This is a genomic window from Curtobacterium poinsettiae (assembly GCF_025677645.1).
Classification (GTDB): Bacteria; Actinomycetota; Actinomycetes; order Actinomycetales; family Microbacteriaceae; genus Curtobacterium; species Curtobacterium poinsettiae_A.
The window spans coordinates 2965983-2991945 of sequence record NZ_CP106879.1 but is presented as its reverse complement, the minus strand read 5'-3'; the positions used below and the strand labels follow the sequence as shown (position 1 = coordinate 2991945).

Below are 25963 nucleotides of genomic sequence, written 5' to 3'. Positions count from 1 at the left end.
CTCAGTACTTCCTCTCCATCGGCTGGTACCGCGTGATGACGACGGGCTTCCAGTCGAGCGTGATGTGGTCGTCGGCGAGGGACGAGTGCGGGTCGCCCGTCAGGTACGCCATGGTGTGCTGCATGTAGTTCTCGTCGTCGCGCTTCGGGTAGTCGTCGCGCATGTGGCCGCCGCGGCTCTCCTTGCGGTTGCGTGCGGAGTAGACGACGACCTCGGCCAGGTCGAGCAGGAACCCGAGCTCGACGGCCTCGAGCAGGTCGGTGTTGAACCGCTTGCCCTTGTCCTGCACGGAGACCTGCATGAAGCGGTTGCGGAGCGTGTGCAGGGTCTCGGTCACACGGGCGAGCGACTCGTCCGTGCGGAAGACCTGCGCGTTCTTGTCCATCTCCTCCTGCAGTTCCTTGCGGAGCGCGGAGACGCGCTCGGTGCCGGTGGAAGCACGGAGCCGGTCGAGCATGGTGCGGACGCCGGCAGCCGGGTCTTCCGGCAGGGGGAGGAACTCGGCGGTCTTGACCCACTCGGCGGCGTTGTTGCCCGAGCGCTTGCCGAAGACGTTGATGTCGAGCAGCGAGTTCGTGCCGAGGCGGTTCGACCCGTGCACGGAGACGCAGGCGCACTCGCCGGCGGCGTAGAGGCCGGGGACGACGGTGGTGTTGTCGTACAGCACCTCGGCGTCGGTGTTGGTCGGGATGCCACCCATCGCGTAGTGCGCGGTCGGCATCACGGGCACCGGCTCGACCACGGGGTCGACGCCCAGGTACGTGCGGGCGAACTCCGTGATGTCCGGGAGCTTGGTCTCGAGGACCTCGGCCCCCAGGTGCGTGCAGTCGAGCAGCACGTAGTCCTTGTTCGGTCCGGCACCCCGGCCCTCGGCCACTTCCTGCACCATGCAGCGCGCGACGATGTCACGCGGAGCGAGGTCCTTGATGGTGGGGGCGTACCGCTCCATGAAGCGCTCGCCCGAGGCGTTCCGGAGGATCGCGCCCTCGCCGCGGGCGCCCTCGGTCAGCAGGATGCCGAGCCCGGCGAGCCCGGTCGGGTGGAACTGGAAGAACTCCATGTCCTCGAGCGGCAGGCCCTTGCGCCAGACGATGCCCACGCCGTCGCCGGTCAGGGTGTGCGCGTTCGAGGTGGTCTTGTACATCTTGCCGAAGCCGCCGGTCGCGAAGATCATCGCCTTGGCGTGGAAGACGTGCAGCTCACCGGTCGCGAGCTCGAACGCGACGACGCCGGCCGGCTGCTGGCGGGTGACGCCGTCGTCACCGACGACGTCGACCATGATGAGGTCGAGTGCGTAGAACTCGTTGTAGAACTCGACGCCGAGCTTCACGCAGTTCTGGAACAGCGTCTGCAGGATCATGTGCCCGGTGCGGTCGGCGGCGTAGCAGGCGCGGCGGACCGGGGACTTGCCGTGGTCGCGGGTGTGCCCACCGAAACGGCGCTGGTCGATCTTGCCCTCGGGCGTGCGGTTGAACGGCAGGCCCATGTTCTCGAGGTCGATGACGGCGTCGATCGCCTCCTTCGCGAGGATCTCGGCGGCGTCCTGGTCGACCAGGTAGTCGCCGCCCTTGATCGTGTCGAAGGTGTGCCACTCCCACGAGTCCTCTTCGACGTTCGCGAGGGCCGCGGCCATCCCGCCCTGCGCCGCACCGGTGTGCGACCGGGTGGGGTAGAGCTTCGAGATGACGGCCGTCTTCGCCTTCGGGCCGGCCTCGATCGCGGCTCGCATGCCCGCGCCTCCGGCGCCGATGATGACGATGTCGAACTGGTGGTGGTGGACGGTGGTCTCGGTCACAGGGGTCTTTCCGTAGACGGTGGGAACGCGGGCAGTGGCGGTGGTGGTGCTACTGCGCCGGGCAGAAGGACGGCAGGTCGGCGGCAGCCGCGCCGGCGGGGCACGGGTCGAAGGTCCAGCAGACGAGGAGCCCGAGGACGATCAGCACGACGCAGGCGGCCAGGATCGCGACGAGCAGCGTCTTGCGGATGCCGGGCTTCGACACGTAGTCGTTGACGATCGTGCGCATGCCGTTCGAGCCGTGGATGAGGGCGAGGACCAGCATGAGCGAGTCCCAGACCTGCCAGAAGGGATTGGCCCACTTGCCGGCGACGAAGGCGAAGTCGATCTGCTTGACGCCCTCGCCAGCCACCATGTTGACGAAGAGGTGGCCGAAGATCAGCACGACGAGCAGCACGCCCGAGGCGCGCATGTAGATCCAGCCCCACTTCTCCCAGTTGGTGGTGCTGCGGGCGGCTGCGGCCGAGCGGGGAGGTTCGACGATCTGCGTGGTCATGTCCGTGCCCCTCAGTTGAAGTCCGCGACGAGGTTCATGAGCTGGCGGGGCAGGAAGCCCGCGATCGCCACCGCCCACAGGACCATGACGATCCAGAACATGGCCCGCTGGTACTTCGGGCCCTTCGACCAGAAGTCGATCAGGATGATCCGCAGGCCGTTGAAGGCGTGGAACACGATGGCCATGACGAGCGCGATCTCGCCGAGGTTCATGATCGGGGTCTTGTACGTGCCGATGACCGCGTTGTACGCCTCTGGGGAGAGCCGCACGAGCGCCGTGTCGAGGATGTGCACGAGCAGGAAGAAGTAGATCGCCACGCCCGTGATGCGGTGGAGGACCCACGACCACATCCCGATCGAACCGCGGTAGAGCGTGCCCTGTGGCGTCCGAGAAGCCCGCGGGGCTTCGATCGAGACGTCGGGCACCGCGGTTGCCGTACCCCCGCCGGTGTGCTCAGCCATGAGCTCGTCCTTCCATAGGACGGGCTCGCCCGATCGGCGAGCCCTTGCCGTTCGTGTTCGTGTGGAACACGACCCATCCTATGCGCGGGCGCTGACCTTCTCGTCCCGACCGGCCCGGAGGCCCCGTCCGACGGGCGGCGCGCCGATGGTGCGGGCCGTGTCGTGGTGGTCGAGGAGCTGGTCGCCGACGGCTTCCCAGGCGGTTCCCTCGACCCGGAGCCGTCCGGCGGAACCCATCCGCTCCGCCAGCGCGCGGTCGTGGTGCAGCCGCAGGACCGCGTGCCGCAGGGCCTGCGGAGCACCGGCGTCGTAGAGCTCGCCGTCGAGCCCCGGGGCGACCAGGTCGAGCGGGCCGCCGGACGCCGGTGCGATCACGGGCAGGCCGGAGGCGTGGGCCTCCTGCAGGGTCTGCCCGAAGGTCTCGGCCGGGCCGGTGTGCACGAACAGGTCGAGCGCCGCGTACGCGTCGGCGAGGGCGTCGCCGCGCAGGGGGCCGGTGAAGGTGACGTCGAGGTGCCGGAGCCGACGTTCGAGCATCGCCCGCGACGGACCTCCTCCGGCCACGACGACCCGGATGCCGGGGACGCCGCCGAGTTCGGCGAGCCGCTCGACCTCCTTCTCCGGGGCGAGTCGGCCGACGTAGCCGACGATGGTCTCGCCGTTCGGGGCCAGGCGGCGGCGGAGCGTCCGCACGTGCCCGGTCGACCGGCGCGCGGGGTGGAACAGCTCGGTGTCGACGCCGCGACCCCAGCGGGCGACGCGGGGCACGCCCTCCTCGGCGAGCATCGCGGCCGTCGCGCTCGACGGGGCGAGCGTCAGCGAGGCCCCGGCGTGGATGCGTCCGAGGATCTTCCGCACCAACGGGACGGTCGCGGTCAGGCCGTTGCGGCGGGCGAACCCGGCCACGTCGGTCTGGAAGACGGCGACGGAGGGGATGCCGAGCCTCCCGGCTGCCGTGATCGCGCGTCCACCCAACAGGAACGGACTGGCGGCGTGGAGTACGTCGGCGCCGGAGGCGGCGAGGATCGTGTCGAGCACCGGGTGGGGGAGTGCCACCGGGAACTGGCGGTAGGCGACGGCGGGGATGCGGTGGACGTCGAAGGAGCGGTAGCGCTCCACGGCGCTGCGCGACCGGAACTGGGCGAGCCCGGGGGTGTCCGGTGCGATCACGACCGCGCGGTGGCCCCGTCGTTCCAGGTGGTCGAGGACCGCCAGGACACTGGTGGTCACGCCGTTGAGGGTGGGCAGGAAGCTCTCGGTCACGACGGCGACGGTCCGGGGGGACGTGCCGCGCTCCACGCTGCGTGCGCTCATGGTGCTGCCCATGCTCCGGGCGGGACGTGACCCGGCGGGGCCGACGACGTGAACGGGACGCGCGCGCCGGGTGAACAACGCGGCGGCCGACGCTGCGGGAGCCCGCATGCGGGAATCGTGCGGAGACCACCCAGGATCCGCCCGGCGGGACCGGTACGGTGAGCGCGTGGCTGACGCTCTCGAAGACTTCTACGCGATCATCCCCGCAGGGGGCATCGGATCGCGCCTGTGGCCGTTGTCGCGCGCGGACGCACCCAAGTTCCTGCACGACCTGACGGGCTCCGGTACCTCGCTGCTGCGGCAGACCTGGGACCGCCTGGCGCCGCTCGCCGGCGACCAGCGGATCATGGTCGTCACCGGCCGTGCGCACCGGGTCGCGGTGGAGTCGCAGCTGCCCGGCGTCGAGGACCACAACGTGGTGCTCGAGAGCGAGCCGAAGGACTCCACGGCCGCCATCGGCCTGGCCGCGGCGATCCTGGTGCGCCGCGAGCCCGACGTCGTCATCGGCTCGTTCGCCGCCGACCACGTCATCGGGGACGCCCGTGGCTTCCGCCGTTCGGTGCGCGAGGCCGTCGCCGTCGCCCGCGCCGGCTACGTCACCACCATCGGCATCACCCCGACGGAACCCGCGATCGGCTTCGGCTACATCAACGCCGACACCGTCGCGCTCGACATCGAGGGCGCCCCGACCGCGCACGCGGTGAAGTCGTTCGTCGAGAAGCCCGACCTCGACACCGCCCGCTCGTACGTCGAGCAGGGCAACTACCTCTGGAACGCCGGCATGTTCATCGCGCGCGCCGACGTGCTGCTCGCGGAGATCGGCCGGACGAAGCCGGAGCTGCTGGCGGGCATCAACGAACTCGCCGACGCCTGGGACACCTCGGCCCGCGGCGCCGTCGTCGATGCCGTCTGGCCGATGCTCGAGAAGATCGCGATCGACTACACCGTCGCCGAGCCGGCCGCCGCCGCCGGACGCATGGCGGTCGTCCCCGGTGACTTCGACTGGGACGACGTGGGTGACTTCGCCTCCCTCGCCAAGTTGCAGTCCGGCGGTCGGCCGAACAACCTCGCCGTGCTGGGGGACGGTGCACGCATCCTGGCGGACTCGTCGAGCGGCATCGTGATCTCGCACAGCCAGCGACTCATCTCGCTCATCGGCGTCGAGGACATCGTCGTCGTGGACACCCCGGACGCCCTGCTCGTCACCACGAGCGCGAACGCGCAACGGGTGAAGAGCGTGGTGGATGCGCTGAAGATCAGCGGCCGCGGCGACGTCCTGTAGCGCTCCACCGACAAACCCCTCGAACTGGGGGTCTGTGCGCGACCCCGCGTTACGGGCGCGTTTCGGCGGGGTCGCGATCCCGTAACCGATCCGCAGGACCCCCGCAACGGGTCCTGTACCGACCCGACGGTCGTGTACTGTCGCCACGATCGCCCGGAACGCACGTGGTCCGGGCACGCTCCCCGGAGGAACCAACCCGTGACATCTCGTACCCGACAGGTCGTCCTCAGCGGCCTCGCGCTCGCCGGCACCGTCGCCGTCCTGGCCGGCTGCGCCTCGGCGCCGTCCACCACCGACTCGGCGAAGAAGACCGACTTCCGCCCCTGCATGGTCTCCGACGCCGGTGGGTTCGACGACAAGTCGTTCAACCAGCTCGGCTACGAGGGCATGAAGGACGCCGCCGAGGAACTCGGTGCCACCTACAAGGAGGCCGAGTCGAAGGACGCCACCGTCTACGACTCGAACATCGAGCAGCTCATCGGCCAGAACTGCAACCTCGTGGTGACCGTCGGCTTCAACCTGGCCGACGCCACGAAGAAGCAGGCCGCTGCGAACCCCGACACCGACTTCGCGATCATCGACGACAACTCGATCGACGCGAAGAACGTCAAGCCGATCACGTTCGACACCTCGCAGGCGGCGTTCCTCGCCGGCTACGCCGCGGCGTCCTACTCGAAGACCGGCGTCGTCGGCACCTTCGGCGGCATGCAGATCCCGACGGTCACCATCTTCATGGACGGCTTCGCGGACGGCGTGAAGTACTACAACGAGCAGAAGGACAAGGACGTCAAGGTCGTCGGCTGGAACGTCGACACCGGCAAGGGCTCCTTCACCGGTGGCTTCGAGGCCGGCACGCAGGCCAAGTCGGTCGCGCAGACGCTCCTCGACCAGGACGCCGACGTGATCCTCCCCGTCGGTGGCCCGATCTACCAGTCCGCTGCCGAGGCCATCAAGGACGCCGACAACGGTTCCGTCCTGATCGGTGCGGACAGCGACCTCTACGAGGCCGACCCCCGCTACAAGGACATCGCCTTCACCTCGGTCGAGAAGGGCATGCGCCCGGCCGTGAAGGACGTCGTCGAGCAGGCGGCTGACGACAAGTTCTCGAAGGACCCGTACGTGGGCACCCTCGAGAACGAGGGCGTCGGCATCGCCCCGTTCCACGACTTCGAGTCCAAGGTCGACAAGGGCCTGCAGGGCGAGCTCGACGACGTGAAGGCCGGCATCATCGACGGCTCGATCAAGGTCAAGACCCAGTCCTAATCCCATGGACGCGGGCGGGGGATCTTCCCTCGCCCGCGTTCTTGTGCGCCCGCGTGGCGCACGCGAGACAGAAATAGACTCCCGAACATGAAGCTCGAACTCCGCGGCATCACCAAGCGGTTCGGCGCCCTGGTCGCCAACGACCACATCTCGCTCACCGTCGAGCCGGGTGAGGTCCACTGCCTCCTGGGTGAGAACGGCGCCGGCAAGTCCACCCTGATGAACGTCCTGTACGGCCTGTACGACGCCGACGAGGGCGAGATCCTGCTCGACGACGTGGTGCAGGACTTCGACGGCCCCGGTGACGCCATGCGCGCCGGGATCGGCATGGTGCACCAGCACTTCATGCTCGTGCCGGTGTTCACCGTCGCCGAGAACGTGATGCTGGGGCAGGAGCAGACCACCTTCGGCGGGCGGCTCGACCTGGCCGGTGCCCGCAAGCGCGTGCAGGAGATCTCCGACCGCTTCGGGTTCGACGTCGACCCCGACGCCAAGGTCGAGGACCTGCCCGTCGGCGTGCAGCAGCGCGTCGAGATCATCAAGGCGCTGTCCCGCGACGCCTCCGTGCTGGTGTTCGACGAGCCGACGGCCGTCCTCACCCCGCAGGAGACCGACGAGCTGATGGGCATCATGCGCCAGCTCCGCGAAGCCGGCACCGCGATCGTCTTCATCACCCACAAGCTCCGCGAGGTGCGCGAGGTCGCCGACCGCATCACGGTCATCCGCCTCGGCAAGGTCGTCGGCGAGGCATCGCCGACCGCCACGAACAACGAGCTGGCCGCGCTGATGGTCGGCCGTGCCGTCTCGCTCGTGGTCGACAAGACTCCCGCGACCGGTGGCGCCGACGCCCTGGTCGTCGAGAACCTGACCGTGACCGACCCGTCCGGCATCGTGCTCGTCGACGACGTCTCCTTCACGGTGCGCCGCGGCGAGGTCCTGGCGATCGCCGGGGTGCAGGGCAACGGGCAGACCGAGCTCACCGAGGCGATCATCGGCCTCGAGCCCGCCCACGCCGGCCGCATCACCCTCGACGGCAAGGAACTCACCGGCCGGAGCGTCAAGCAGGTGCTCGACGCGGGCGTCGGCTTCGTCCCCGAGGACCGCAAGGAGGACGGCCTGGTCGGCGAGTTCACGATCGCCGAGAACCTGATGCTCGACCGGGCCGACCACGCCGAGTTCGTCCGCGCCGGCACGATCCGATCGGCCGAGCGCGACGCCTTCGCCGACGAGAAGATCGCCGAGTTCGACATCCGGACGCCGGGTCGCACCACCGCGGCCGGTCGGCTGTCCGGTGGCAACCAGCAGAAGATCGTCCTGGCGCGCGAACTGAGCCGCGAGCTGCGGCTGTTCGTCGCCGCGCAGCCCACCCGCGGCATCGACGTCGGCTCGATCGAGTTCGTCCACAAGCGCATCGTCGCCACCCGCGACACCGGTGTGCCGGTCATCGTCGTCTCCACCGAGCTCGACGAGGTCGTGGCCCTGGCCGACCGGATCGCCGTGATGTACCGCGGCGGCATCGTCGGTATCGTCCCCGCGACCACCCCCCGTGACGTCCTCGGCCTCATGATGGCCGGGGAGATCCCCGAAGGAACGGAGCTGGCCGCGTGACCGCGCAGGAACCAGACAACACGCAGCAGCCGACCCCGGCTGCGCACGGCACCGCGGACGCCCCGCTCACCGACGACCGTCTGCAGGAGGTCGAGTCGACCCCGCACCTGATGACGGACTCGGCAGCGGACACCGAGCGCCGCAACGGCGCCGGTGGTGACCGCTGGCAGGCCGCCCTGCAGGGGATCCTGAACGGCTCCGTGCTCGTCACGGTGCTCGCCGTCGTCCTCGCGCTGGTCGCGTGCGGCATCCTCATCGCGGTGACCGACGAGAACGTCCGTGCCACCGCCGGCTACTTCTTCGCCCGCCCGACGGACATGCTCCAGGCGATCGGCACCGCGGTCGGCGGCGCCTACGCCTCGCTGTTCCAGGGCTCGGTGTTCAACTTCGGTGCGGACTCCTTCCAGCAGGCGATCGGGCCGCTCACGCGCTCCGTCGACTACTCGGTGCCGCTCATCGCCGCCGGGCTCGGGATCGCGCTGTCGTTCCGCGCCGGGCTGTTCAACATCGGCGGCCAGGGTCAGATCCTGATGGGGGCCGCGGCCGCCGGGTGGGTCGGGTTCTCGTTCGACGGCCCCGCCGCGATCCACATCCCGCTCACGATCATCGCCGGCATCGTCGGCGGCGCGGTCTGGGGTGGCATCGTCGGGGTGCTCAAGGCCCGGACGGGCGCGAACGAGGTGGTCGTCACGATCATGCTCAACTACGTCGCGCTCTACCTGGTCAGCTACCTGCTCCGCACCCCGGGCCTGCTGCAGGCCCCGGGCAGCAGCAACCCGATCTCACCCGCCACGAAGGACAGCGCGCTCCTGCCGCAGCTCTTCGGCGTGCGGTACGGCGTGGACCTCGGGTTCATCGTCGCGATCATCGCGGTCGTCGTCGTCTGGTGGCTCGTCAACAAGTCGTCGCTCGGCTTCCGGTTCCGCACCATCGGTGAGAACCCCCGCGCCGCCCGTGTGGCCGGCATGAGCGTCCCGTCGCTGACCATCTGGGTCATGGTCATCTCCGGTGCCCTGGTCGGCATCGCCGGCGCCTACCAGGTGCAGGGCGCGGTCACCACGGGCTTCACCTCGGGCATCGACGCCGGCATCGGCTTCGACGCCATCACCGTGGCCCTGCTCGGCCGCTCGAAGCCGTGGGGCGTGTTCTGGGCGGCGATCCTGTTCGGCGTCCTGAAGAACGGCGGCTACGCGATGCAGGCCGCCAACGGCATCCCGATCGACATCGTCGGCGTCATCCAGGCACTCATCGTCCTCTTCATCGCGGCGCCGCCGCTCGTCCGCGCGATCTTCCGGATCCCGCAGCCGGGTGCCCGCAAGCGCACGAAGACGAGCAAGAACAGCAAGAAGGCGGTCGCCGCATGAGCACCCTCAGCCCCACCGCGGCCGCGCCGCGCATGCCCCTGGACGACCGCCCGGTCGAGACGACCCGCAGCTGGAAGCTCCCGATCGGGTACGGCGTGTTCACGCTGCTCGCGCTCGTGCTGTTCGGCTTCGGACACCGTCCCGGAACGGCGACGCTCCGCCTGGCCTCGAAGGGCGACTTCTTCGCGCTGCCGAACGTCCCGCTGCCGGCGACGGCCACCGGGATCGTCGTGACCGTGCTGCTCGCGCTCGCTACGGTGTACGCGATCGTCGAGACCCGTGCCTCGCGTCGTGTGCCGCTCTGGGTGACCTCGGTGTTCGCGATCGTCTTCGTGGTCGGCTTCCTGGCGTGGGCGGTCGCCGGCGACTCGATCACCATCCCCGGCATGCTCTTCGGTGCGCTCGGCCTCGCGGTCCCGCTCGTCTTCGGTGCACTCGGCGGCGTGATCTCCGAGCGTGTCGGCGTGGTCAACATCGCGATCGAGGGGCAGTTCCTCGCCGGTGCGTTCACCTCGGCGCTCATCGCCTCGCTCACCGGGTCGCCGTGGGTCGGTCTCGTCGGAGCGCTCGTCGCGGGTGTGCTCGTGTCGTTCGTCCTCGCGGCGTTCAGCATCAAGTACTTGGTCGACCAGGTCATCGTCGGTGTCGTCATCAACGCCTTCATCTCGGGCCTGACCGGCTTCCTGTACTCGCAGGTGCTGTCGCCGAACCAGCAGACGCTCAACATCGGCATCCGGTTCCCGAAGTTCGAGGTGCCGGTGCTCCACCAGATCCCGATCATCGGACCGATCTTCTTCGAGCAGTCGGTCGTCGTCTACCTGGCCTACATCGCCGTCGCGGTCGTCACCTTCGGCCTGTTCAAGACCCGCTGGGGTCTGCGGCTCCGCGCCGTCGGCGAGCACCCGCAGGCCGCCGACACGGTGGGCATCAACGTCACGAGCACCCGGTTCTGGAACGTCTCGCTCGCCGGGGCGATCGCGGGCCTCGGCGGCGCGTACTTCACGCTCGACGCCACGGGCGGGTTCACGAAGGACATGACGGCGGGCGCGGGCTACATCGCCCTGGCCGCCGTCATCTTCGGCCGCTGGGACCCGATCAAGGCCACGCTCGCGGCGCTGCTGTTCGGCTTCGCGTCGAATCTGCAGAACACGCTCAGCGCGGTCGGCTCGCCCGTACCGAGCGAGTTCCTGCTGATGCTGCCGTACGTGGTGACGATCTTCGCGGTGGCCGGCCTGGTCGGCCAGTCGCGCGGCCCAGCCGCGTCCGGCAAGCCGTACATCAAGAGCTGACGGCCTGGAGGCACGACACATGACCGACACGCACGCTGCAGGTGACCAGGGGGTCACCGCCACCGCCCCGACGGACGCCGCCACGGGCCTCCCGGTCGACGACGTGGACTGGGGCGCCCTGCGGGACGCCGCCACGGCCGCGATGCGGCGCGCCTACGCGCCGTACTCGTCGTTCCCGGTGGGCGCCGCGGCGCTCACCGACGACGGCCGGATCGTCTCCGGCTGCAACATCGAGAACGCGAGCTACGGGGTGACGCTCTGCGCAGAGTGCTCCCTCGTGTCGCAGCTGCACATGACCGGCGGCGGCAAGCTCGTCGCGTTCACGTGCGTCGACGGTGACGGGGCGACCCTGATGCCGTGCGGGCGCTGCCGCCAGCTGCTGTTCGAGCACTCGACCGAGGGCATGCTCCTCGAGACGCTCTCCGGCATCCGCACCATCGACGAGGTCCTGCCGGACGCCTTCGGGCCGCGCACCCTCGCCACGTACCAGCAGGAGCACTGACATGGCCGTCGAGCCGTTCGACACCGTCGACCTCATCCGCACGAAGCGCTCCGGCGGGGCCCTGAGCACCGCCGAGGTCGACTGGCTCGTCGACGCGTACACCCGCGGCTACGTCGAGGACCCGCAGATGGCCGCGATGGCGATGGCGATCTTCCTGAACGGGATGGAGCGGCGCGAGATCAAGGACCTCACGCTCGCGATGATCGCGTCGGGGGAGCGGATGTCGTTCGGGTCGCTCGGCAAGACGACGGTCGACAAGCACTCCACGGGCGGCGTCGGCGACAAGATCACGCTGCCGCTCGCGCCGCTGGTGGCGTCGTTCGGCGTCGCCGTGCCGCAGCTGTCCGGCCGCGGTCTCGGCCACACCGGCGGGACGCTCGACAAGCTCGAGTCCATCCCCGGGTGGCAGGCGGCGCTGTCCAACGACCGGATGATGGAGATCCTGTCCGACGTCGGCGCGGTCATCTGCGCCGCCGGCTCGGGTCTCGCACCCGCCGACAAGAAGCTCTACGCGCTCCGCGACATCACCGGCACGGTCGAGTGCATCCCGCTGATCGCCTCGAGCATCATGTCGAAGAAGATCGCCGAGGGCACCGGTGCGCTCGTGCTCGACGTCAAGTTCGGGTCCGGGGCGTTCATGCCGACCTACGAGGCGTCCCGGGAGCTCGCGCAGACCATGGTCGACCTCGGCAACGACGCCGGGGTCGCGACCTCGGCGCTGCTGACCGACATGGAGGTCCCGCTCGGGCTGACGATCGGCAACGCGCTCGAGGTGCGGGAGTCGGTCGAGGTGCTCGCCGGCGGCGGCCCGGCCGACGTCGTCGAGCTGACCGTGGCGCTCGCGACCGAGATGCTCACGCTGGCCGGACTGCCCGACGCCGACCCTGCAGCCGCGCTCGCGGACGGCCGCGCGATGGACACCTGGCGTCGGATGATCGAGGCGCAGGGCGGCGACCCGTCCGCGGCGTTGCCCGTGGCCCGCGAACAGCACGTCGTCACCGCTGGGACGTCGGGGGTGCTCACGCAGCAGGACGCGCTGCCGTTCGGTGTCTCGGCCTGGCGGCTCGGGGCCGGTCGTGCCCGCGCGCAGGACCCGGTGCAGGCCGGTGCGGGCATCGAGCTCCACGTCAAGCCGGGGGACACCGTGACCGAGGGACAGCCGCTCTGGACGCTGCACTCCGACGACGCGTCGCGGATCCCGCGCGCGCTGGAGTCGCTCGAGGGCGCGTGGACCATCGGCGCGGCCGGCTCTGCTGCCGCGGCACGTGGGCCGATCGTGCGCGAGCGCATCGGGTCCTGAACCCGGTCACCCGACCGACCGGAGGCTCCCTGCACACCTGTGGGGAGCCTCCAGTGTCTTCCGTTGTGGGTTGTGCACAGGTGCCTGCGCGGCGGCGGCGACCACCGATAGCCTGGGAGCATGAGCGCCGACGCCCCGACCTACCGCCTGCCCGACGCCGGGGCGGTCATCAACGACCTGCCGAAGGTCTCGCTGCACGACCACCTCGACGGCGGTCTGCGTCCCGCGACCATCATCGAGCTCGCGGCCTCGGCGGGTGTGACGCTCCCCACCACCGATCCGGCCGAACTCGGGCAGTGGTTCGCCGACCAGTCGAACTCCGGCTCCCTGGTCGAGTACCTGAAGACGTTCGACGTCACCACGTCGGTGATGCAGACCGCACCGCAGCTCACCCGGATCGCCCGCGAGTTCGTCGAGGACCTCGTGGCCGACGGTGTCGTCTACGGCGAGGTCCGCTGGGCGCCGGAACAGCACCTGCAGGGCGGACTGACGCTCGACCAGACGGTCGAGGCCGTGCAGGCCGGCATCGAGGAAGCCGTCGACGCCGCCGGTGGGCGCATCCGCATCGGCCAGCTCGTCACCGCGATGCGGCACGCCGACCGGTCGCTCGAGATCGCCGAGCTCGCCGTCCGCCACCGTGACGCCGGGGTCGTCGGTTTCGACATCGCCGGTGCCGAAGCAGGGTTCCCCGCCTCGAACCACCGCGCCGCCTTCGACCACCTGGCGTCCGAGCTGTTCCCCGTCACCGTGCACGCGGGCGAGGCGGACGGGCTCGCCTCCATCCGGTCGGCCCTCGTCGACGGCCGGGCGCTCCGTCTCGGGCACGGCGTCCGCATCTTCGAGGACGTCGCCCTGTCCGACGCCGGGGACGGCTCGACGCTGGCCTCCCTGGGCGAGGTCGCCTCGTGGGTCCGTGACCGCGAGATCCCGCTCGAGGTCTCGCCGTCGTCCAACCTGCAGACCGGGGCGATCGCCGCGTGGGGCGACTACCTCGCCGACCACCCGTTCGACGTGCTCTACCAGCTCGGCTTCCGCGTCACGGTGAACACCGACAACCGCCTGATGAGCGGGACCTCGCTGTCGAAGGAGCTCGCGCTGCTCGCCGGCACGTTCGGGTACGACCTCGACGACCTGGCGGCGTTCCAGATCAACGCCGCGCTCGGGTCGTTCCTGCCGCTCGAGGACCGCGAGGAGATCATCGCCACCATCACGGCCGGGTACCAGGAGGCCTGACGCATGGGACTGCCACCGCTGCCGGACACCGCCGTCCTCCTCGGTGCGGACGCGCCCGCGTGGCGTGACGCGATGCGCCTGGTCGGCGGTGCGCTCGTCGCCTCGGGCGCCACCACCGACGAGTACACCGACGCCATGATCGGCATGGTCGAGGAGCACGGGCCGTACATCGTCATCTCGCCGGGGCTCGCGTTCGCGCACGCCCGGCCGGGTGGTGCCGTCGTGCGGGACGGACTCGCGGTCGTGACGCTCGCGTCGCCGGTGGCGTTCGGACACCCGCACAACGACCCCGTCCGTGTGGTGCTCGGGCTCGCGGTGGCCGAGGTCGGCACCCACCTGGAGTCGATCGGCGAGATCGCGAACCTGTTCAACGACGCCACCGTGACCGGGCGGATCGCGGCGGCGACCACCGCGGACGAGGTCCGCGCGATCATGGGGGTCTCCGCGTGAAGATCGTGACCATCTGCGGAGCCGGCATCGGGTCGAGCGGCATCCTCAAGGTGAACGCCGAGAAGGCGCTCGACGCCCTCGGACTGTCGGCGACGGTCGTCGCGGCCGACGTCGCGTCCGTGCGGGACGTCTCCGACGACGCGAACGTGATCCTGACGAGTCAGGAGTTCGTGGAGGCGATCGGGGACACCTACGCCGAGGTCATCGTCATCGCGAACCACTTCGACCAGGGCGAGATCACGGCGGCGGTGGACCGGGCGCTCGGCGAGCACTGAGCGCTCAGTCCGCCCTTTAGAGTTGGGGCATGAGCACCGAGAACCCGCTGAACGACCCCGCTGCCGACCCGTTCGAGGTCGCGCGGGACGCCGCAGCCGCCATCGCCGAACAGTCCGGCATCGAGCGGCACGACATCGCCTTGACCCTCGGGTCGGGCTGGGCAAGGCCGCCGACATCATCGGTGAGACCGTGTCCGAGATCCCGGCCGAGCAGGTCCCCGGGTTCAGCGCCTCGGCCGTCCCTGGACACTCCGGCACGATCCGGTCGATCCGCCTCGCCGACGGCCGCCACGCGCTCGTCATCGGTGCCCGCACCCACTACTACGAGGGCCACGGGGTCCGTCGGGTCGTGCACAGCGTCCGCACGGCCGCGGCGACCGGTGCCTCGATCATGGTGCTGACGAACGGTGCCGGCGGCATCAAGGAGCACTGGACCCCGGGCACGCCGGTGCTCATCAGCGACCACATCAACCTGACCGCGGACAGCCCGCTCGAGGGTGCGACGTTCATCGACCTCACCGACCTGTACTCGGCGCGGCTGCGCTCGGTCGCGAGGTCCGTCGACGCGTCCCTCGACGAGGGCGTGTACACGCAGTTCCGTGGCCCGCACTACGAGACCCCGGCCGAGGTCCAGATGGCGAAGACCATCGGCGGGCACATCGTCGGCATGTCCACGGCGCTCGAGGCCATCGCGGCCCGTCAGGCCGGCATGGAGGTCCTCGGGTTCTCGCTCATCACGAACCTCGCCGCGGGCATCCAGAAAACCCCGTTGTCGCACACCGAGGTCCTCGAGGCCGGCAAGCAGGCCGAGCCGGTGATCGCGGACCTGCTCGCACGCGTGGTCGCCGCACTCGGGCAGCCGGCGTCGTGAAGCTCGACCTCGACCAGGTGCTGGGCACCGCGCGGGCGTGGCTGGCGCAGGACCCGGACCCCGAGACCCGCGACGAGCTGGCCGCGGCGATCGATGCGGCGGCCGACGGCGACGGGCCCGCTGTCCGGGCGCTCGCCGAGCGGTTCGACGGCCGGCTGCAGTTCGGCACCGCCGGACTCCGCGCGGAGCTCGGCTGGGGCCCGCTGCGGATGAACCGGGTCGTCGTGACCCAGGCCGCTGCGGGGCTCGCCCGGTTCCTCATCGACACCGGTCGCTCGCGCAGCGTCGTGATCGGGTACGACGGCCGGGTGAACTCGGACGTCTTCGCACGCGACTCGGCCGAGGTCATGCGCGGCCTCGGGCTCGAGGTCACCCTGCTGCCGTCGGCCCTGCCGACGCCGGTGCTCGCGTTCGCCGTCCGGCACCTCGACGTCGGCGCGGGCGTCATGGTCACGGCGAGCCACAACCCGCCGCGGGACAACGGGTACAAGGTCTACCTCGGTCAGGACGACGACGGCTCGCAGATCGTGCCGCCCGTCGACGGCGAGATCGCGGACGCCATCGACGCGGTCGCCGCGGGATCCGTGACGGACCTGCTGCGCGACACGGACTACACCGTTGCGTCGTTGGCCCTGGTCGACGCCTACGTGGCCGCCACGGCAGCGATCGTGCCCGCTCCCGCACTCGGAGTCGACGAGCAGCCGACGGTCGTCTACACGGCCATGCACGGCGTCGGGTGGGAGACCGCTCGCGCGGTGTTCGCGGCGGCCGGGTTCGCCGAGCCGGCGGTCGTGCCGGAGCAGATCGATCCCGATGGTGCGTTCCCGACGGTGTCGTTCCCGAACCCCGAGGAGCCGGGTGCGATGGACCTGGCGATCGCCCGCGGTCTCGCCGTCGGCGCGGACCTGGTGATCGCGAACGACCCCGACGCCGACCGGCTCGCGCTCGCGATCCCCACGGCCTCGGACGCCGGTGCGCCGTCCTACCGTCGGCTGTCGGGCAACGAGGTCGGCTGGCTGCTCGGGTGGCGGGCTGCCGCACGGGCATCGGAGTCCGGTGCGACCGGCACGCTCGCCGCGTCGATCGTCTCGTCGCCGGCGTTGGCCCGGGTGGCTGCGCGACACGGGCTGGAGTACCGCGACACCCTGACCGGCTTCAAGTGGGTCTCGCGCGTGCCCGAGCTGCTGTTCGGCTACGAAGAGGCCCTGGGTTACCTGGTCGACCCGTCGGTCGTGCGCGACAAGGACGGCATCTCGGCGGCACTGGAACTGCTGTCCCTCGCCGACGAGCTCGCCGCCTCGGGCTCGACCATCGCCGACCACCTCGAGGCGTTCGCCGCCGAGTTCGGGGCGTTCGCGTCGGGACAGGTGGCGACGCGCGTCGACGACCTGTCGCGCATCGGCGAGATCATGGCGTCGCTCCGGTCCACGCCGCCGACGACGCTCGGCGGCCTCGACGTGCACACGGTGACGGACTACGCCGACGGGGTGGCGGGCTTCCCGCCCTCGGACATCCTGCGCTACGACCTGTCCGGCGACGCCCGGGTGATCGTCCGCCCGAGCGGGACCGAGCCCAAGGTGAAGGTCTACATCGACACCGTCGCGGGCACCCCCGCCGAGGCGCAGCGGCTCGTCGACGCCCTGGCGAGTTCGGTCCGCCCCTTGGTGTCGTAGGGCGTCGGTCCGCAAAACACCGGTGTTCACGCTCTGAACACCCGCACAACGCGGTGCAGAGCGCGAACACCGGTGTTTTGCTGTTCCTCCACAGGGGGTGGGGGAGCGAGGGACTCCTCACAAGGAGCGGGTCGTCGTCGTGTGGGTCCTGCGGGAGCCGTGACGGTGGGGCCATGGCTCACATCACGGTGTTCGGCGCGGCTCCGGGCGATCCCGATCCGAGGGCGCACAGACGGCTCGCGGATGCCGCACGCCGAGGGACGCTCATCCGCCTCACGGCCGGCCGGTACGTCGACCGAGACGCGTTCGGAGCAGCGAGTGCAGCGGAACGCCATCGTGCACGGGTCGAAGCGGTCGCGCCGAACATCCACCCCGCCCTCGTGATCTCCCACGAGTCGGCTGCGGCCATGCTCGGACTCCCGTGGCTCGGAGAGTTCCCCGAGCACGTCGTCGCCACCGATCCGCGTCGAGCCACCGGTCAACGTCGCGCCCATCTGCAGAAGGTCGGAGGGGCGGGTCGTCCCATCGCTTGTGCGAGCGTCGGCGGCCTGCCCGTCACGACCCTCCTGGTCACCGGGGTCGACGTCGCGCTCCGAGCGTCGTTCCGCACTGCGGTGGTCGTGTTGGACGCGGTGCTGGCCCGAGGAGTGTCGCGCGAAGCGCTGCTCGCCGAACTGCGCAGTCGGGAGCCTCGTCCGCGGGCGTCCACCCGCGCGCGACGGGCGATCGAGTTCGCGGACGCGGCTGCTGACTCGCCGGGTGAGTCAGTGGCGCGGCTGTGTTGGGCAGCAGCGGGGTTCCCGGCGCCGATGCTGCAGCAGGAGTTCCGCGATGCGGCCGGCCTGATCGGCCGGGTGGACTTCTGGTTCGAGGACGCCGGCGTGGTCGTGGAGTTCGACGGGCTGGTCAAGTACCGCGACCGGACGATGCGCGCTGGTCGGACCCCTGAGCGTGTCGTCATCGACGAGAAGCTCCGAGAGGACCGGCTCCGTGCGCACCGCGACGTCCGGAGGGTCGTCCGCGTGACGTGGCCGGACGTCGAGCCGGGCGGCAACGGCCCCGTGGCACTCGAGGCAGCCGGAGTGCGTCGTGTTCGATGAGGCAAAACACCGGTGTTCACGAGTCGAACCGCGGTCTGCGCGTGTTCAACCGGCGAACACCGGTGTTTTGCGGGAGCCCGCGCTACGCGAGCTCGAGCAGCACGTGACCGGACGAGACCGTCTGGCCGACCGGGGCGTTCAGCCCGGTGACGACGCCGTCCTTGTGGGCCTGCACGGGCTGTTCCATCTTCATGGCCTCGAGCACGACGAGCAGGTCGCCCTTCACCACGGTGTCACCCTCGGCGACCGCGAGCTTCACCACGGTGGCCTGCATCGGCGACGCCACAGACGACCCGGACTTCGCCAGGCCCCCGCGGACGGCCGAGGAACGGCGCTTCGGGGGAGCGGAGGGGCCGGCCGGACGACGACCGGCGGCACCGCCGGCGGCACCGCCACCGACGATCGACGGCATGGTGACCTCGATGCGCTTGCCCTGCACCTCGACCACGACGCTGTCGCGCGCGGCCGGCGTCGGGAGCTCCTCGGGGGAGCCGCTCCAGGCCGGGATGTCGTTCACGAAGTCGGTCTCGATCCACTGCGTGTACACGGAGAACGGCGCGGAGTCGTCGGTCGCGAAGGCGGGGTCGGACACGACCGCGCGGTGGAAGGGGAGCACCGTCGGCAGGCCGGTGACCTCGAACTCGGCGAGTGCGCGACGCGAACGCTCCAGCGCCTCGGCGCGGGTGGCGCCGGTGACGATCAGCTTCGCGAGCATGGAGTCGAACGAGCCGGACACGACGTCGCCGGAGACGACGCCCGAGTCGACGCGCACGCCGGGGCCGGACGGCGCGTTGAAGGCGTGCACGGGGCCGGGCGCGGGGAAGAAGTTGCGACCCGGGTCCTCGCCGTTGATGCGGAACTCGAAGGAGTGTCCCCGCGGCGTGGGATCCGAGTAGTCGAGCACGCCACCCTCGGCGATGCGGAACTGCTCGCGCACCAGGTCGATGCCGGTGACCTCTTCGGACACGCAGTGTTCGACCTGCAGGCGGGTGTTGACCTCGAGGAAGGACACGGTGCCGTCGGCGCCGATGAGGAACTCGCAGGTACCGGCGCCCACGTAGCCGACCTCGCGCAGGATCGCCTTCGACGACTCGTACAGCGCGGTCTGCTGCTCGGGCGTCAGGTAGGGCGCCGGAGCTTCCTCGACGAGCTTCTGGTGGCGACGCTGCAGCGAGCAGTCGCGGGTGGAGACGACGACGACGTTGCCGTGCTCGTCCGCCAGGCACTGGGTCTCGACGTGGCGGGGCTTGTCCAGGTACTTCTCGACGAAGCACTCGCCCCGACCGAAGGCGGCGATCGCCTCTCGCGTGGCGGACTCGAACTGCGAGGCGACCTCGTCGCGCGTCCGTGCGACCTTCAGGCCACGGCCGCCGCCGCCGAACGCCGCCTTGATGGCGACCGGCAGGCCGACCTCGTCGGCGAACGCGATGACCTCGGAGGCGTCCTTGACGGGCTCGATGGTGCCGGGGGCGAGCGGGGCGCCCACCTTCTCGGCGACGTGGCGCGCGGACACCTTGTCACCGAGACGCTCGATCGACTCCGGCGACGGGCCAATCCAGACGAGCCCGGCATCGATGACGGCGCGGGCGAAGTCGGCGTTCTCGGCGAGGAACCCGTAGCCCGGGTGCACGGCGTCCGCGCCGGAGCGGCGGGCGACCGAGATGATCTTGTCGATGACGAGGTACGTGTCGGCGCTCGTGGTGCCGTTCAGCGCGTAGGCCTCGTCGGCGAGGCGGGCGTGCAGGGCGTCGCGGTCCTGGTCGGCGTAGACCGCGACCGATGCCTTGCCCGCGTCGCGGGCCGCGCGGATGATGCGGACGGCGATCTCGCCGCGGTTCGCGATGAGGACCTTGCTGATACGGGGCATGACACATCAGCGTATTCGTGCGGCGGGAGTGCGTTTTGACTGGCACCCACAAAGAACCACCCCGAAGAGGTGCGGATGTCTACAGTGCCCAGAGGTCGTGCCAGGCGATGCCGAAGCCCCGGAGGAGCATCGATCGCAGCACCGGAAGCGACATCCCGATCACGGCGGACGGTGCCCCGTCGATCCGCGTGATGTACGCCGCGGCCCGACCGTCGATCGTGAAGGCACCGGCCACCTCGAGCGGCTCGCCCGTCGCGACGTACGCGTCGATCTCGTCGATGGACACGTCGTCGGCGAAGGTCAGCACCGCGCTGTCGACCGCGACCACGCGGTCGCCACCGGCGGCCAGCGCCGACCCACCGGGCGCGACGTCACCCAGCTGCGGGACGCCGGCGGTGGACGTGACCAGGGACCGGACGGGAGGCACGGTGCGGTCCGGTGCCGCGCCTCCAGGCCGTCCCGTGGCCGGGTCCCGGCGCCGGTCGCCGCGCCGTCGATCGATCACGCAGTGTCCGCTCCACAGCGTCCCGCCGCCCGCGGCGAGCATCTGCCGCCAGCGCTCCCGGGCGACCGCGGGGTCGTGCGGCTTGCCGTACAGCTGTCCGTCGACCTCGAACGCGGAGTCCCCGCCGAACACCACCCCGTCGACCGGCGACCCGGCGACGGCGGAGTCGGCGACTGCGGACGCCTTGGCGACGGCGAGGAGCGAGACGAGTTCCGGACCGGTCAGGGCACGGCCGAGCGATGCCGCTGCGGCGGCACCGACGGCGTCCTCGTCGACCCCGGGGGACACGAGCACGGGTTCGATCCCGGACTGGGCGAGGAGTGCTCGGCGGGCGGGGGATGTACTCGCGAGGTACAGACGCATGGGACCATCTCACCATGGGTGAATCCGTCGGCACGCTGCTCGAACTCGACGTCACCGGGATCGCCCACGGCGGCATCTCGGTGGCACGGCACGAAGGACGGGTGGTCTTCGTGTCGGACGCGATCCCCGGGGAGCGCGTCGTCGCCCGGGTGACCGAGGACCGCAAGAAGTCGTTCTGGCGCGCCGACACGGTCAGCGTCGTCACGCCGAGCGAGCACCGCGTCGACCACGTCTGGCCCGAGGCCGCGCTCGGGCGTGACCCCGAGACGCGCCCGGGTGGTGCCGAGTTCGGCCACATCGCCCTCGCACACCAGCGCACGCTCAAGCACGACGTCCTCGTCGACTCGTTCGCGCGGTTCGCACGGATGGACCTCGCCGAGGTGCTCGGCCACGACGTCGTCGTCGAGGCCGCGCCCGGCGACGACGCCGCGAACGGCCTCGGCTGGCGCACCCGCGTCCGGCTGCACGTCGACGAGCAGGGCACCGCCGGTCCGTTCGCGGCCCGCTCCCACTCCGTCATCCCGGTGACCGGCCTGCCGCTCGCGACCGCCGTCGTGCAGCAGAGCGCCCCGCTCGGCCGTGGGGCACTGCCGGGCTCGTCGGTCATCGACGTCCTCGCACCGAGTGGTTCCGAGGGCGCGCGGCTCGTCATCGACGACCAGAAGCCGACCGTGGTGACCGAGGTCGTGGGCGAGCGCACGTTCCAGGTCGACGACAACGGGTTCTGGCAGGTGCACCGCGCCGCGGCGACCGTGCTCACCGAGGCCGTGCAGGACCTGGTCGACCGCGACCGCCTCGACCCCGAGGGCACCCACCTGGACCTGTACGGCGGTGTCGGCCTGCTCGCCGCCGCCCTCGGCGACCTGGTCGGCCCGAAGGCGCGCATCACGAGCGTCGAGAGCGCCGCCCGTGCCACCGAGCACGCGCAGGAGAACCTGTCCGAGTGGCTCGGCGCCCGCGCCGAGACCGGCCGCGTGGACCGCTGGCTGACGAACACGGTGGCGAACGCCTCGCGCGCCGAGAAGGACCGCTTCCGCGCCGGCACGATCGTGCTCGACCCGCCCCGCGCCGGTGCCGGTCGTGACGTGGTCGTGCAGATCGCCGCGCTCCAGCCGGAGCAGGTCGTCTACGTGGCGTGCGACCCGGTGGCGCTGGCCCGCGACGTCGCGACGTTCGCCGACCTCGGCTACCGGCTCGAAGCACTGCGGGCCTTCGACCTGTTCCCGCACACCCACCACCTGGAAGCCGTCGCACGCCTGGTCCCCGCCCGCTGAGGTCCGGGCGCGACCCGGGCGCGACCGGGGCGGGTCCGGCTGCCGTTCCTTGCGTGCCGGGGTGTCCACCAATCGGCGGACCGGCCAGCGTGGCGCAGCCCAGAAGCCCCGCACCTGAGTCCGGGCTGGGTATCCTGGGTCGTTGATGGCACTCCGGTTTCAGGGGCCGGCGTCGCGCATCGGAACGAGAGGCCACTGTGGCAGCAGGAACGACAACCACCAGCACCGAGACGTCAGGGGCGGCCACCAGGCCGGTCCGGGTCGCGATCGTCGACGACCACGAGTCCGTCCGACTCGGGATCCAGGCGGCGTGCCAGAACGAGGGGTTCGAGGTGGTACTCACCGCCGCGAGCGTCCCGGAGTACGTCCAGAACCTCGACGGGCGAGAGGTCGACGTCGTCGTCCTCGACCTGTCCCTCGGCGACGGCTCGACCGTCACCGAGAACGTCAAGGGCGTGCAGGGGACGGGATCGGCGGTGCTCGTGCACTCCATCGCGGACCGGGTCGCCAACGTGCGTGAGGCGCTCGCAGCAGGGGCTGCCGGCGTCATCCCGAAGTCCTCGGCCACCAAGACCGTGATGGCCGCGGTCGCCACCGTCGCACGCGGTGACGTGCTCAACAACCTCGAGTGGGCGAGCGCCATCGACGCCGACCGCGACTTCGCGAAGGCACAGCTCGGCCGCCGGGAGCGCGAGATCCTGCACCTCTACGCCTCGGGCCTCCCGCTCAAGCTCGCCGCCCAGCAGCTCGGCATCGGCTACTCGACGGCGCGTGAGTACCTCGACCGGATCCGGGTGAAGTACGTCGAGGTCGGCCGCCCGGCCCCGACGAAGGTCGACCTGCTGCGTCGAGCCGTCGAGGACGGGATCCTCCCCGGGCTCGACTCGGGCATCGACCCCGACGGCGACGGTCGCTGACACGGATGGCGACCGCGGCTGAGTCGGCGCGGACGGTCGTCGAACCGGCGCCGTTCGGCGCCGATCCGGCGCGCAGCGTCCGCGCTTCGATCACGCAGGCGTCGGTGGAGCGCGCGTTCGCGATCCTCCTCGCGATGGCGGCGATCGGCCTCGGCATCGTCGACGCGCCCGCGGTCCTGCAGCAGCTGCCGTACCTCGACCCGTTCTGGGGTCCGACGCTGATGCTCGCCCTCGCGGCGTCGTTCGTGTTCGTCGGGGTCTCCGCTTTCGTGCAGCGGGTCGCGCAGCTGGCGCAGATCGTCTGTGCGCTGCTGTTCCTCGTCGTGCTCGTGACGTGGACGGCGACCGTGCAGGAGCCCATCCCGTCGTCGCAGCAGCCGTGGCCGTGGTGGTTCTGCACGGTCGGCTGCACGGCGGCGGCGATGGGCTTCGCGACGTGGCGCGCGACGGTCTACACGGCGCTCGTGCCCGCGGTCTACGTGGTGATCCGGCTCAGCCCGCTCGGCGGCGACGTCGGGGTCCTCGCGGTCCTGCTCGACGGCGTCTACACGGCACTGCTCAGCGGCGCGGTGCTCGTCATCGCGGTGGTGCTGCGGCGTGCGGCCACGTCGGTCGACACGGCGCAGTCCACGGCCGTGCGGCGGTACTCGCTCGCCATCCGGGAGCACGCCACCGAGGTCGAGCGGGTCCAGGTGGACGCCATCGTGCACGACAGCGTGCTCACGACGCTGCTCTCCGCCGCTCGCGCCGACACGCTCGAGGCCAAGACCCTCGCCGCGCGGATGGCCCGGAACGCGATCGACCACCTCGAGGCCGCGGCCACCGACGGTCCCGGTGACGTCGCGCCGGTCGCCCTCGGGGAACTCCGGGCGCGCATCCGCGAGGGGGTGGGGGCGTTGCCCGCCCCGGTCCGTCTGGTCCCGACACCGACCGGGTCGGTCCGTCTGCCCGCATCGGTCGCCGACGCGCTCGCCTCGGCGGCACTGCAGGCCGCGGTGAACAGCGTGCAGCACGCCGGCGACGGCGACGTCTCGCGCTGGGTGCGCATCGAGCAGCAGGGCCAGGGGGTGCTCGTCGAGGTCGGTGACGACGGGCGCGGGTTCGACGTCGCGGCCATCCCCGCCGAACGGCTCGGTGTCCGCCGCTCCATCGTGGAGCGGGTCGCGACCGTCGACGGTCGCGCCGAGGTGCACACCGCACCGGGCGAGGGCACCCGCATCGTGCTGACGTGGTCACCGGCCGCGAAGGTGACCGTATGAAGGTCTCCCTGCCGGCGAGCATCGCCATCGGCCTGGCGTCGCTGTTCTCCCTCTACCACCTGGTCCTCGCCGCGGCCACGCTCCCGCGCGTCGACCAGGTCGCCCCGATCATCGCGTGCATGGTCCTGTACGCCGCGGCCACCGGCCTCGCACTGTTCGTCCCCGGCAGGGTCCTACCGGTCTGGACGGCCTGCTTCTCCCTCGCCACCGCCATCGTGATGCCGGTGATCGCCGCCCCCGTCCTCGTCGATGGTCGTGGTCCGGGCTCCGCCACGTGGTGGATCGCGGCCATCGGCACGCTCATGGTGGTGCTCGTCGTGCGCGGCCGTGGTCCCTTCGCATGGGCCGGCGTGCTGTTCCTGACCGTGTACACCGTCGCGTGGGCCGGTCTCGGCTCGCTCGGCGGGCTCGGTGTGGTCGGCAGCGTCGCCTGGGTCGCGATCGCGACGGTCTTCGCCGCCGCGATGAGCCGCGCCACCCGGAACACCCGTGAGCTCGTCCTCGCCGAGCAGGAGACCGCCGACTGGCAGGCCGCGCAGGACGCCCACGTGTTCGAGCGGCAGTTCCGGCTGAGCCAGACCACCCGGATGGCCCTGCCGATGCTGCAGCGCATCATCGACTCCTGCGGCGACCTCGACGACGCCGACCGTGCCGAGTGCCTGCACCTCGAGCAGGCCATCCGCGACGAGATCCGCGGCCGGTCCCTGCTGTCCGACGACGTCCGCGACGAGGTGATGCGCCTGCGCCGCCGCGGAGCGACCGTCCAGCTGCACGACGACGGCGGGCTCGACGACCTGGACGCCCCGGACATCCGCCGCATCCACGCCCGCGTCGCCGAGGCCCTCCGGCAGGCCCGCGATGCCGACAACGTCATCGTCCGGACCGTCAGCGAGGGCTCCGACTCCGCGGTGACCGTCGTCGGACTCCGGCTCGACGGCGCGGCCAGCGAGTCCGCGGCGCTCGGAGCGGGGATGGACGACGACGACGGGGACGAGGACGACTCCGTCGCGCTCTGGCTGGAGATCCCGAGGCACGAGCCGGCGTAGCGCGCGGCACGCGGACGCACGCCCCGCCCGGCACGCGTGCCGCGACGATGCACCACGTGATCGACGCGTGGATCGTCGCGAACGTGGTGTGGAGGGCGCTGCGGAGGCGGGTGGCGCGGCCGGGCGTGCGGGCGACGGTGGACGTGATGGGGGACAGCCGGGAGGCCCGTGGCGGCATCGCCACGGGCCTCCCGGCCGTCACGTGGGAGCGCCGGGCTGGCGCGCGCACGGAAGCGACCGCGTCGTCGTCGGACGACGTCGACGGCGTCGTTCCGCATCGGCTCCGTCCACGCCCTGGCCAGCCGCACCTGCGCCCGCCCGCACCGGCGACACGCCCCGGGGACGGGGAACGGGCCGGTCGGATGCCGACCGGCCCGTTCACGACCCGAGGCTGAGCGACAACCCGAATGTCGCCCTGCCTCGCAGCGGACGGTGGCTTCGTACCCTAGTCGGCCA

General features: G+C 71.2%; 22 protein-coding genes and 1 pseudogene. 17 read left to right on the top strand and 6 right to left on the bottom strand.

Annotated features, from left to right (window positions below; translation table 11 throughout):
- Nucleotide 1 precedes the first annotated feature (1 nt).
- From sdhA to OE229_RS14180, 4 genes are all read right to left on the bottom strand, one after another.
- Nucleotides 2–1795, bottom strand: a complete 1794-nt coding sequence (gene sdhA / locus OE229_RS14195) for a succinate dehydrogenase flavoprotein subunit (protein WP_262138567.1) — start codon at nt 1793–1795, stop codon at nt 2–4.
- Between the two features lie 49 nt (nt 1796–1844).
- A complete protein-coding gene (sdhD, locus tag OE229_RS14190) occupies nt 1845–2291 on the bottom strand; it encodes a succinate dehydrogenase, hydrophobic membrane anchor protein (RefSeq protein WP_027466446.1) in 447 nt (148 codons plus the stop codon).
- A gap of 11 nt (nt 2292–2302) precedes the next feature.
- Nucleotides 2303–2752 (bottom strand): succinate dehydrogenase, cytochrome b556 subunit, encoded by a 450-nt coding sequence (gene sdhC / locus OE229_RS14185; protein ID WP_017888739.1) that lies wholly within the window; start codon nt 2750–2752, stop codon nt 2303–2305.
- Between the two features lie 78 nt (nt 2753–2830).
- Entirely contained in the window at nt 2831–4066 is a 1236-nt protein-coding gene (locus OE229_RS14180; RefSeq protein ID WP_262138566.1) for a glycosyltransferase family 4 protein, read from the bottom strand.
- 166 nt (nt 4067–4232) lie between these two features.
- Between OE229_RS14180 and OE229_RS14175 the strand changes: the two genes are divergently transcribed.
- From OE229_RS14175 to OE229_RS14115, 13 genes and pseudogenes are all read left to right on the top strand, one after another.
- Nucleotides 4233–5348 (top strand): mannose-1-phosphate guanylyltransferase, encoded by a 1116-nt coding sequence (locus OE229_RS14175; protein WP_110861300.1) that lies wholly within the window; start codon nt 4233–4235, stop codon nt 5346–5348.
- 198 nt (nt 5349–5546) lie between these two features.
- Nucleotides 5547–6611, top strand: a complete 1065-nt coding sequence (locus tag OE229_RS14170) for a BMP family lipoprotein (protein WP_182065819.1) — start codon at nt 5547–5549, stop codon at nt 6609–6611.
- Nucleotides 6612–6698: 87 nt separating this feature from the next.
- The gene (locus tag OE229_RS14165) at nt 6699–8219 is read left to right on the top strand and encodes an ABC transporter ATP-binding protein (protein ID WP_262138564.1); all 1521 of its coding nucleotides are present in this window, start codon (nt 6699–6701) and stop codon (nt 8217–8219) included.
- Entirely contained in the window at nt 8216–9583 is a 1368-nt protein-coding gene (locus OE229_RS14160; RefSeq protein WP_262138563.1) for an ABC transporter permease, read from the top strand. The genes OE229_RS14165 and OE229_RS14160 overlap by 4 nt, the downstream gene beginning before the upstream one ends.
- Complete coding sequence (locus tag OE229_RS14155) at nt 9580–10872, top strand: ABC transporter permease (protein WP_182065822.1); 1293 nt, start codon at nt 9580–9582, stop codon at nt 10870–10872. Before OE229_RS14160 ends, OE229_RS14155 begins: the two co-directional genes overlap by 4 nt.
- Nucleotides 10873–10891: 19 nt before the next feature.
- Complete coding sequence (locus tag OE229_RS14150) at nt 10892–11374, top strand: cytidine deaminase (protein ID WP_182065823.1); 483 nt, start codon at nt 10892–10894, stop codon at nt 11372–11374.
- Nucleotide 11375: 1 nt separating this feature from the next.
- Nucleotides 11376–12674 (top strand): thymidine phosphorylase, encoded by a 1299-nt coding sequence (locus OE229_RS14145; RefSeq protein WP_262138562.1) that lies wholly within the window; start codon nt 11376–11378, stop codon nt 12672–12674.
- A gap of 120 nt (nt 12675–12794) precedes the next feature.
- Nucleotides 12795–13907, top strand: coding sequence for an adenosine deaminase (locus OE229_RS14140; protein ID WP_262138561.1), 1113 nt, complete (start codon nt 12795–12797; stop codon nt 13905–13907).
- A gap of 3 nt (nt 13908–13910) precedes the next feature.
- Nucleotides 13911–14357, top strand: coding sequence for a PTS sugar transporter subunit IIA (locus OE229_RS14135; protein WP_140448904.1), 447 nt, complete (start codon nt 13911–13913; stop codon nt 14355–14357).
- Nucleotides 14354–14632, top strand: a complete 279-nt coding sequence (locus OE229_RS14130) for a PTS sugar transporter subunit IIB (RefSeq protein ID WP_259579403.1) — start codon at nt 14354–14356, stop codon at nt 14630–14632. Before OE229_RS14135 ends, OE229_RS14130 begins: the two co-directional genes overlap by 4 nt.
- Before the next feature lie 29 nt (nt 14633–14661).
- Nucleotides 14662–15503, top strand: a pseudogene (locus OE229_RS14125) (purine-nucleoside phosphorylase).
- Nucleotides 15500–17176, top strand: a complete 1677-nt coding sequence (locus OE229_RS14120) for a phospho-sugar mutase (RefSeq protein WP_262138560.1) — start codon at nt 15500–15502, stop codon at nt 17174–17176. Before OE229_RS14125 ends, OE229_RS14120 begins: the two are co-directional and overlap by 4 nt.
- Nucleotides 17177–17349: 173 nt before the next feature.
- Entirely contained in the window at nt 17350–18276 is a 927-nt protein-coding gene (locus OE229_RS14115; protein WP_262138558.1) for a hypothetical protein, read from the top strand.
- Between the two features lie 82 nt (nt 18277–18358).
- Here OE229_RS14115 and OE229_RS14110 read toward each other — a convergent pair whose 3' ends face one another.
- Both OE229_RS14110 and OE229_RS14105 read right to left on the bottom strand, forming a co-directional pair.
- Complete coding sequence (locus OE229_RS14110) at nt 18359–20143, bottom strand: acetyl/propionyl/methylcrotonyl-CoA carboxylase subunit alpha (RefSeq protein WP_262138555.1); 1785 nt, start codon at nt 20141–20143, stop codon at nt 18359–18361.
- A 79-nt stretch (nt 20144–20222) separates the two neighbouring features.
- Complete coding sequence (locus OE229_RS14105) at nt 20223–21011, bottom strand: Maf family protein (RefSeq protein WP_262138553.1); 789 nt, start codon at nt 21009–21011, stop codon at nt 20223–20225.
- Nucleotides 21012–21025: 14 nt separating this feature from the next.
- Between OE229_RS14105 and OE229_RS14100 the strand changes: the two genes are divergently transcribed.
- From OE229_RS14100 to OE229_RS14085, 4 genes are all read left to right on the top strand, one after another.
- Nucleotides 21026–22285, top strand: a complete 1260-nt coding sequence (locus tag OE229_RS14100) for a class I SAM-dependent RNA methyltransferase (RefSeq protein WP_262138551.1) — start codon at nt 21026–21028, stop codon at nt 22283–22285.
- Nucleotides 22286–22482: 197 nt separating this feature from the next.
- Nucleotides 22483–23202 (top strand): response regulator transcription factor, encoded by a 720-nt coding sequence (locus OE229_RS14095; protein WP_017888757.1) that lies wholly within the window; start codon nt 22483–22485, stop codon nt 23200–23202.
- 5 nt (nt 23203–23207) lie between these two features.
- On the top strand, nt 23208–24461 hold the full coding sequence (locus tag OE229_RS14090; protein WP_209135091.1) for a sensor histidine kinase: 1254 nt from the start codon (nt 23208–23210) through the stop codon (nt 24459–24461).
- The gene (locus OE229_RS14085) at nt 24458–25507 is read left to right on the top strand and encodes a hypothetical protein (RefSeq protein ID WP_209135093.1); all 1050 of its coding nucleotides are present in this window, start codon (nt 24458–24460) and stop codon (nt 25505–25507) included. The genes OE229_RS14090 and OE229_RS14085 overlap by 4 nt, the downstream gene beginning before the upstream one ends.
- Nucleotides 25508–25963 lie beyond the last annotated feature (456 nt).

Excerpts from the sequence above, each read along its gene's own strand:
- sdhD (WP_027466446.1), bottom strand. The coding sequence starts at position 2,291 with ATGACCACGCAGATCGTCGAACCTCCCCGCTCGGCCGCAGCCGCCCGC.
- sdhC (WP_017888739.1), bottom strand. The coding sequence starts at position 2,752 with ATGGCTGAGCACACCGGCGGGGGTACGGCAACCGCGGTGCCCGACGTC.
- OE229_RS14180 (WP_262138566.1), bottom strand. The coding sequence starts at position 4,066 with ATGAGCGCACGCAGCGTGGAGCGCGGCACGTCCCCCCGGACCGTCGCC.
- OE229_RS14165 (WP_262138564.1), top strand. The coding sequence starts at position 6,699 with ATGAAGCTCGAACTCCGCGGCATCACCAAGCGGTTCGGCGCCCTGGTC.
- OE229_RS14155 (WP_182065822.1), top strand. The coding sequence starts at position 9,580 with ATGAGCACCCTCAGCCCCACCGCGGCCGCGCCGCGCATGCCCCTGGAC.
- OE229_RS14150 (WP_182065823.1), top strand. The coding sequence starts at position 10,892 with ATGACCGACACGCACGCTGCAGGTGACCAGGGGGTCACCGCCACCGCC.
- OE229_RS14145 (WP_262138562.1), top strand. The coding sequence starts at position 11,376 with ATGGCCGTCGAGCCGTTCGACACCGTCGACCTCATCCGCACGAAGCGC.
- OE229_RS14140 (WP_262138561.1), top strand. The coding sequence starts at position 12,795 with ATGAGCGCCGACGCCCCGACCTACCGCCTGCCCGACGCCGGGGCGGTC.
- OE229_RS14135 (WP_140448904.1), top strand. The coding sequence starts at position 13,911 with ATGGGACTGCCACCGCTGCCGGACACCGCCGTCCTCCTCGGTGCGGAC.
- OE229_RS14115 (WP_262138558.1), top strand. The coding sequence starts at position 17,350 with ATGGCTCACATCACGGTGTTCGGCGCGGCTCCGGGCGATCCCGATCCG.
- OE229_RS14110 (WP_262138555.1), bottom strand. The coding sequence starts at position 20,143 with ATGCCCCGTATCAGCAAGGTCCTCATCGCGAACCGCGGCGAGATCGCC.
- OE229_RS14105 (WP_262138553.1), bottom strand. The coding sequence starts at position 21,011 with ATGCGTCTGTACCTCGCGAGTACATCCCCCGCCCGCCGAGCACTCCTC.
- OE229_RS14100 (WP_262138551.1), top strand. The coding sequence starts at position 21,026 with ATGGGTGAATCCGTCGGCACGCTGCTCGAACTCGACGTCACCGGGATC.
- OE229_RS14090 (WP_209135091.1), top strand. The coding sequence starts at position 23,208 with ATGGCGACCGCGGCTGAGTCGGCGCGGACGGTCGTCGAACCGGCGCCG.
- OE229_RS14085 (WP_209135093.1), top strand. The coding sequence starts at position 24,458 with ATGAAGGTCTCCCTGCCGGCGAGCATCGCCATCGGCCTGGCGTCGCTG.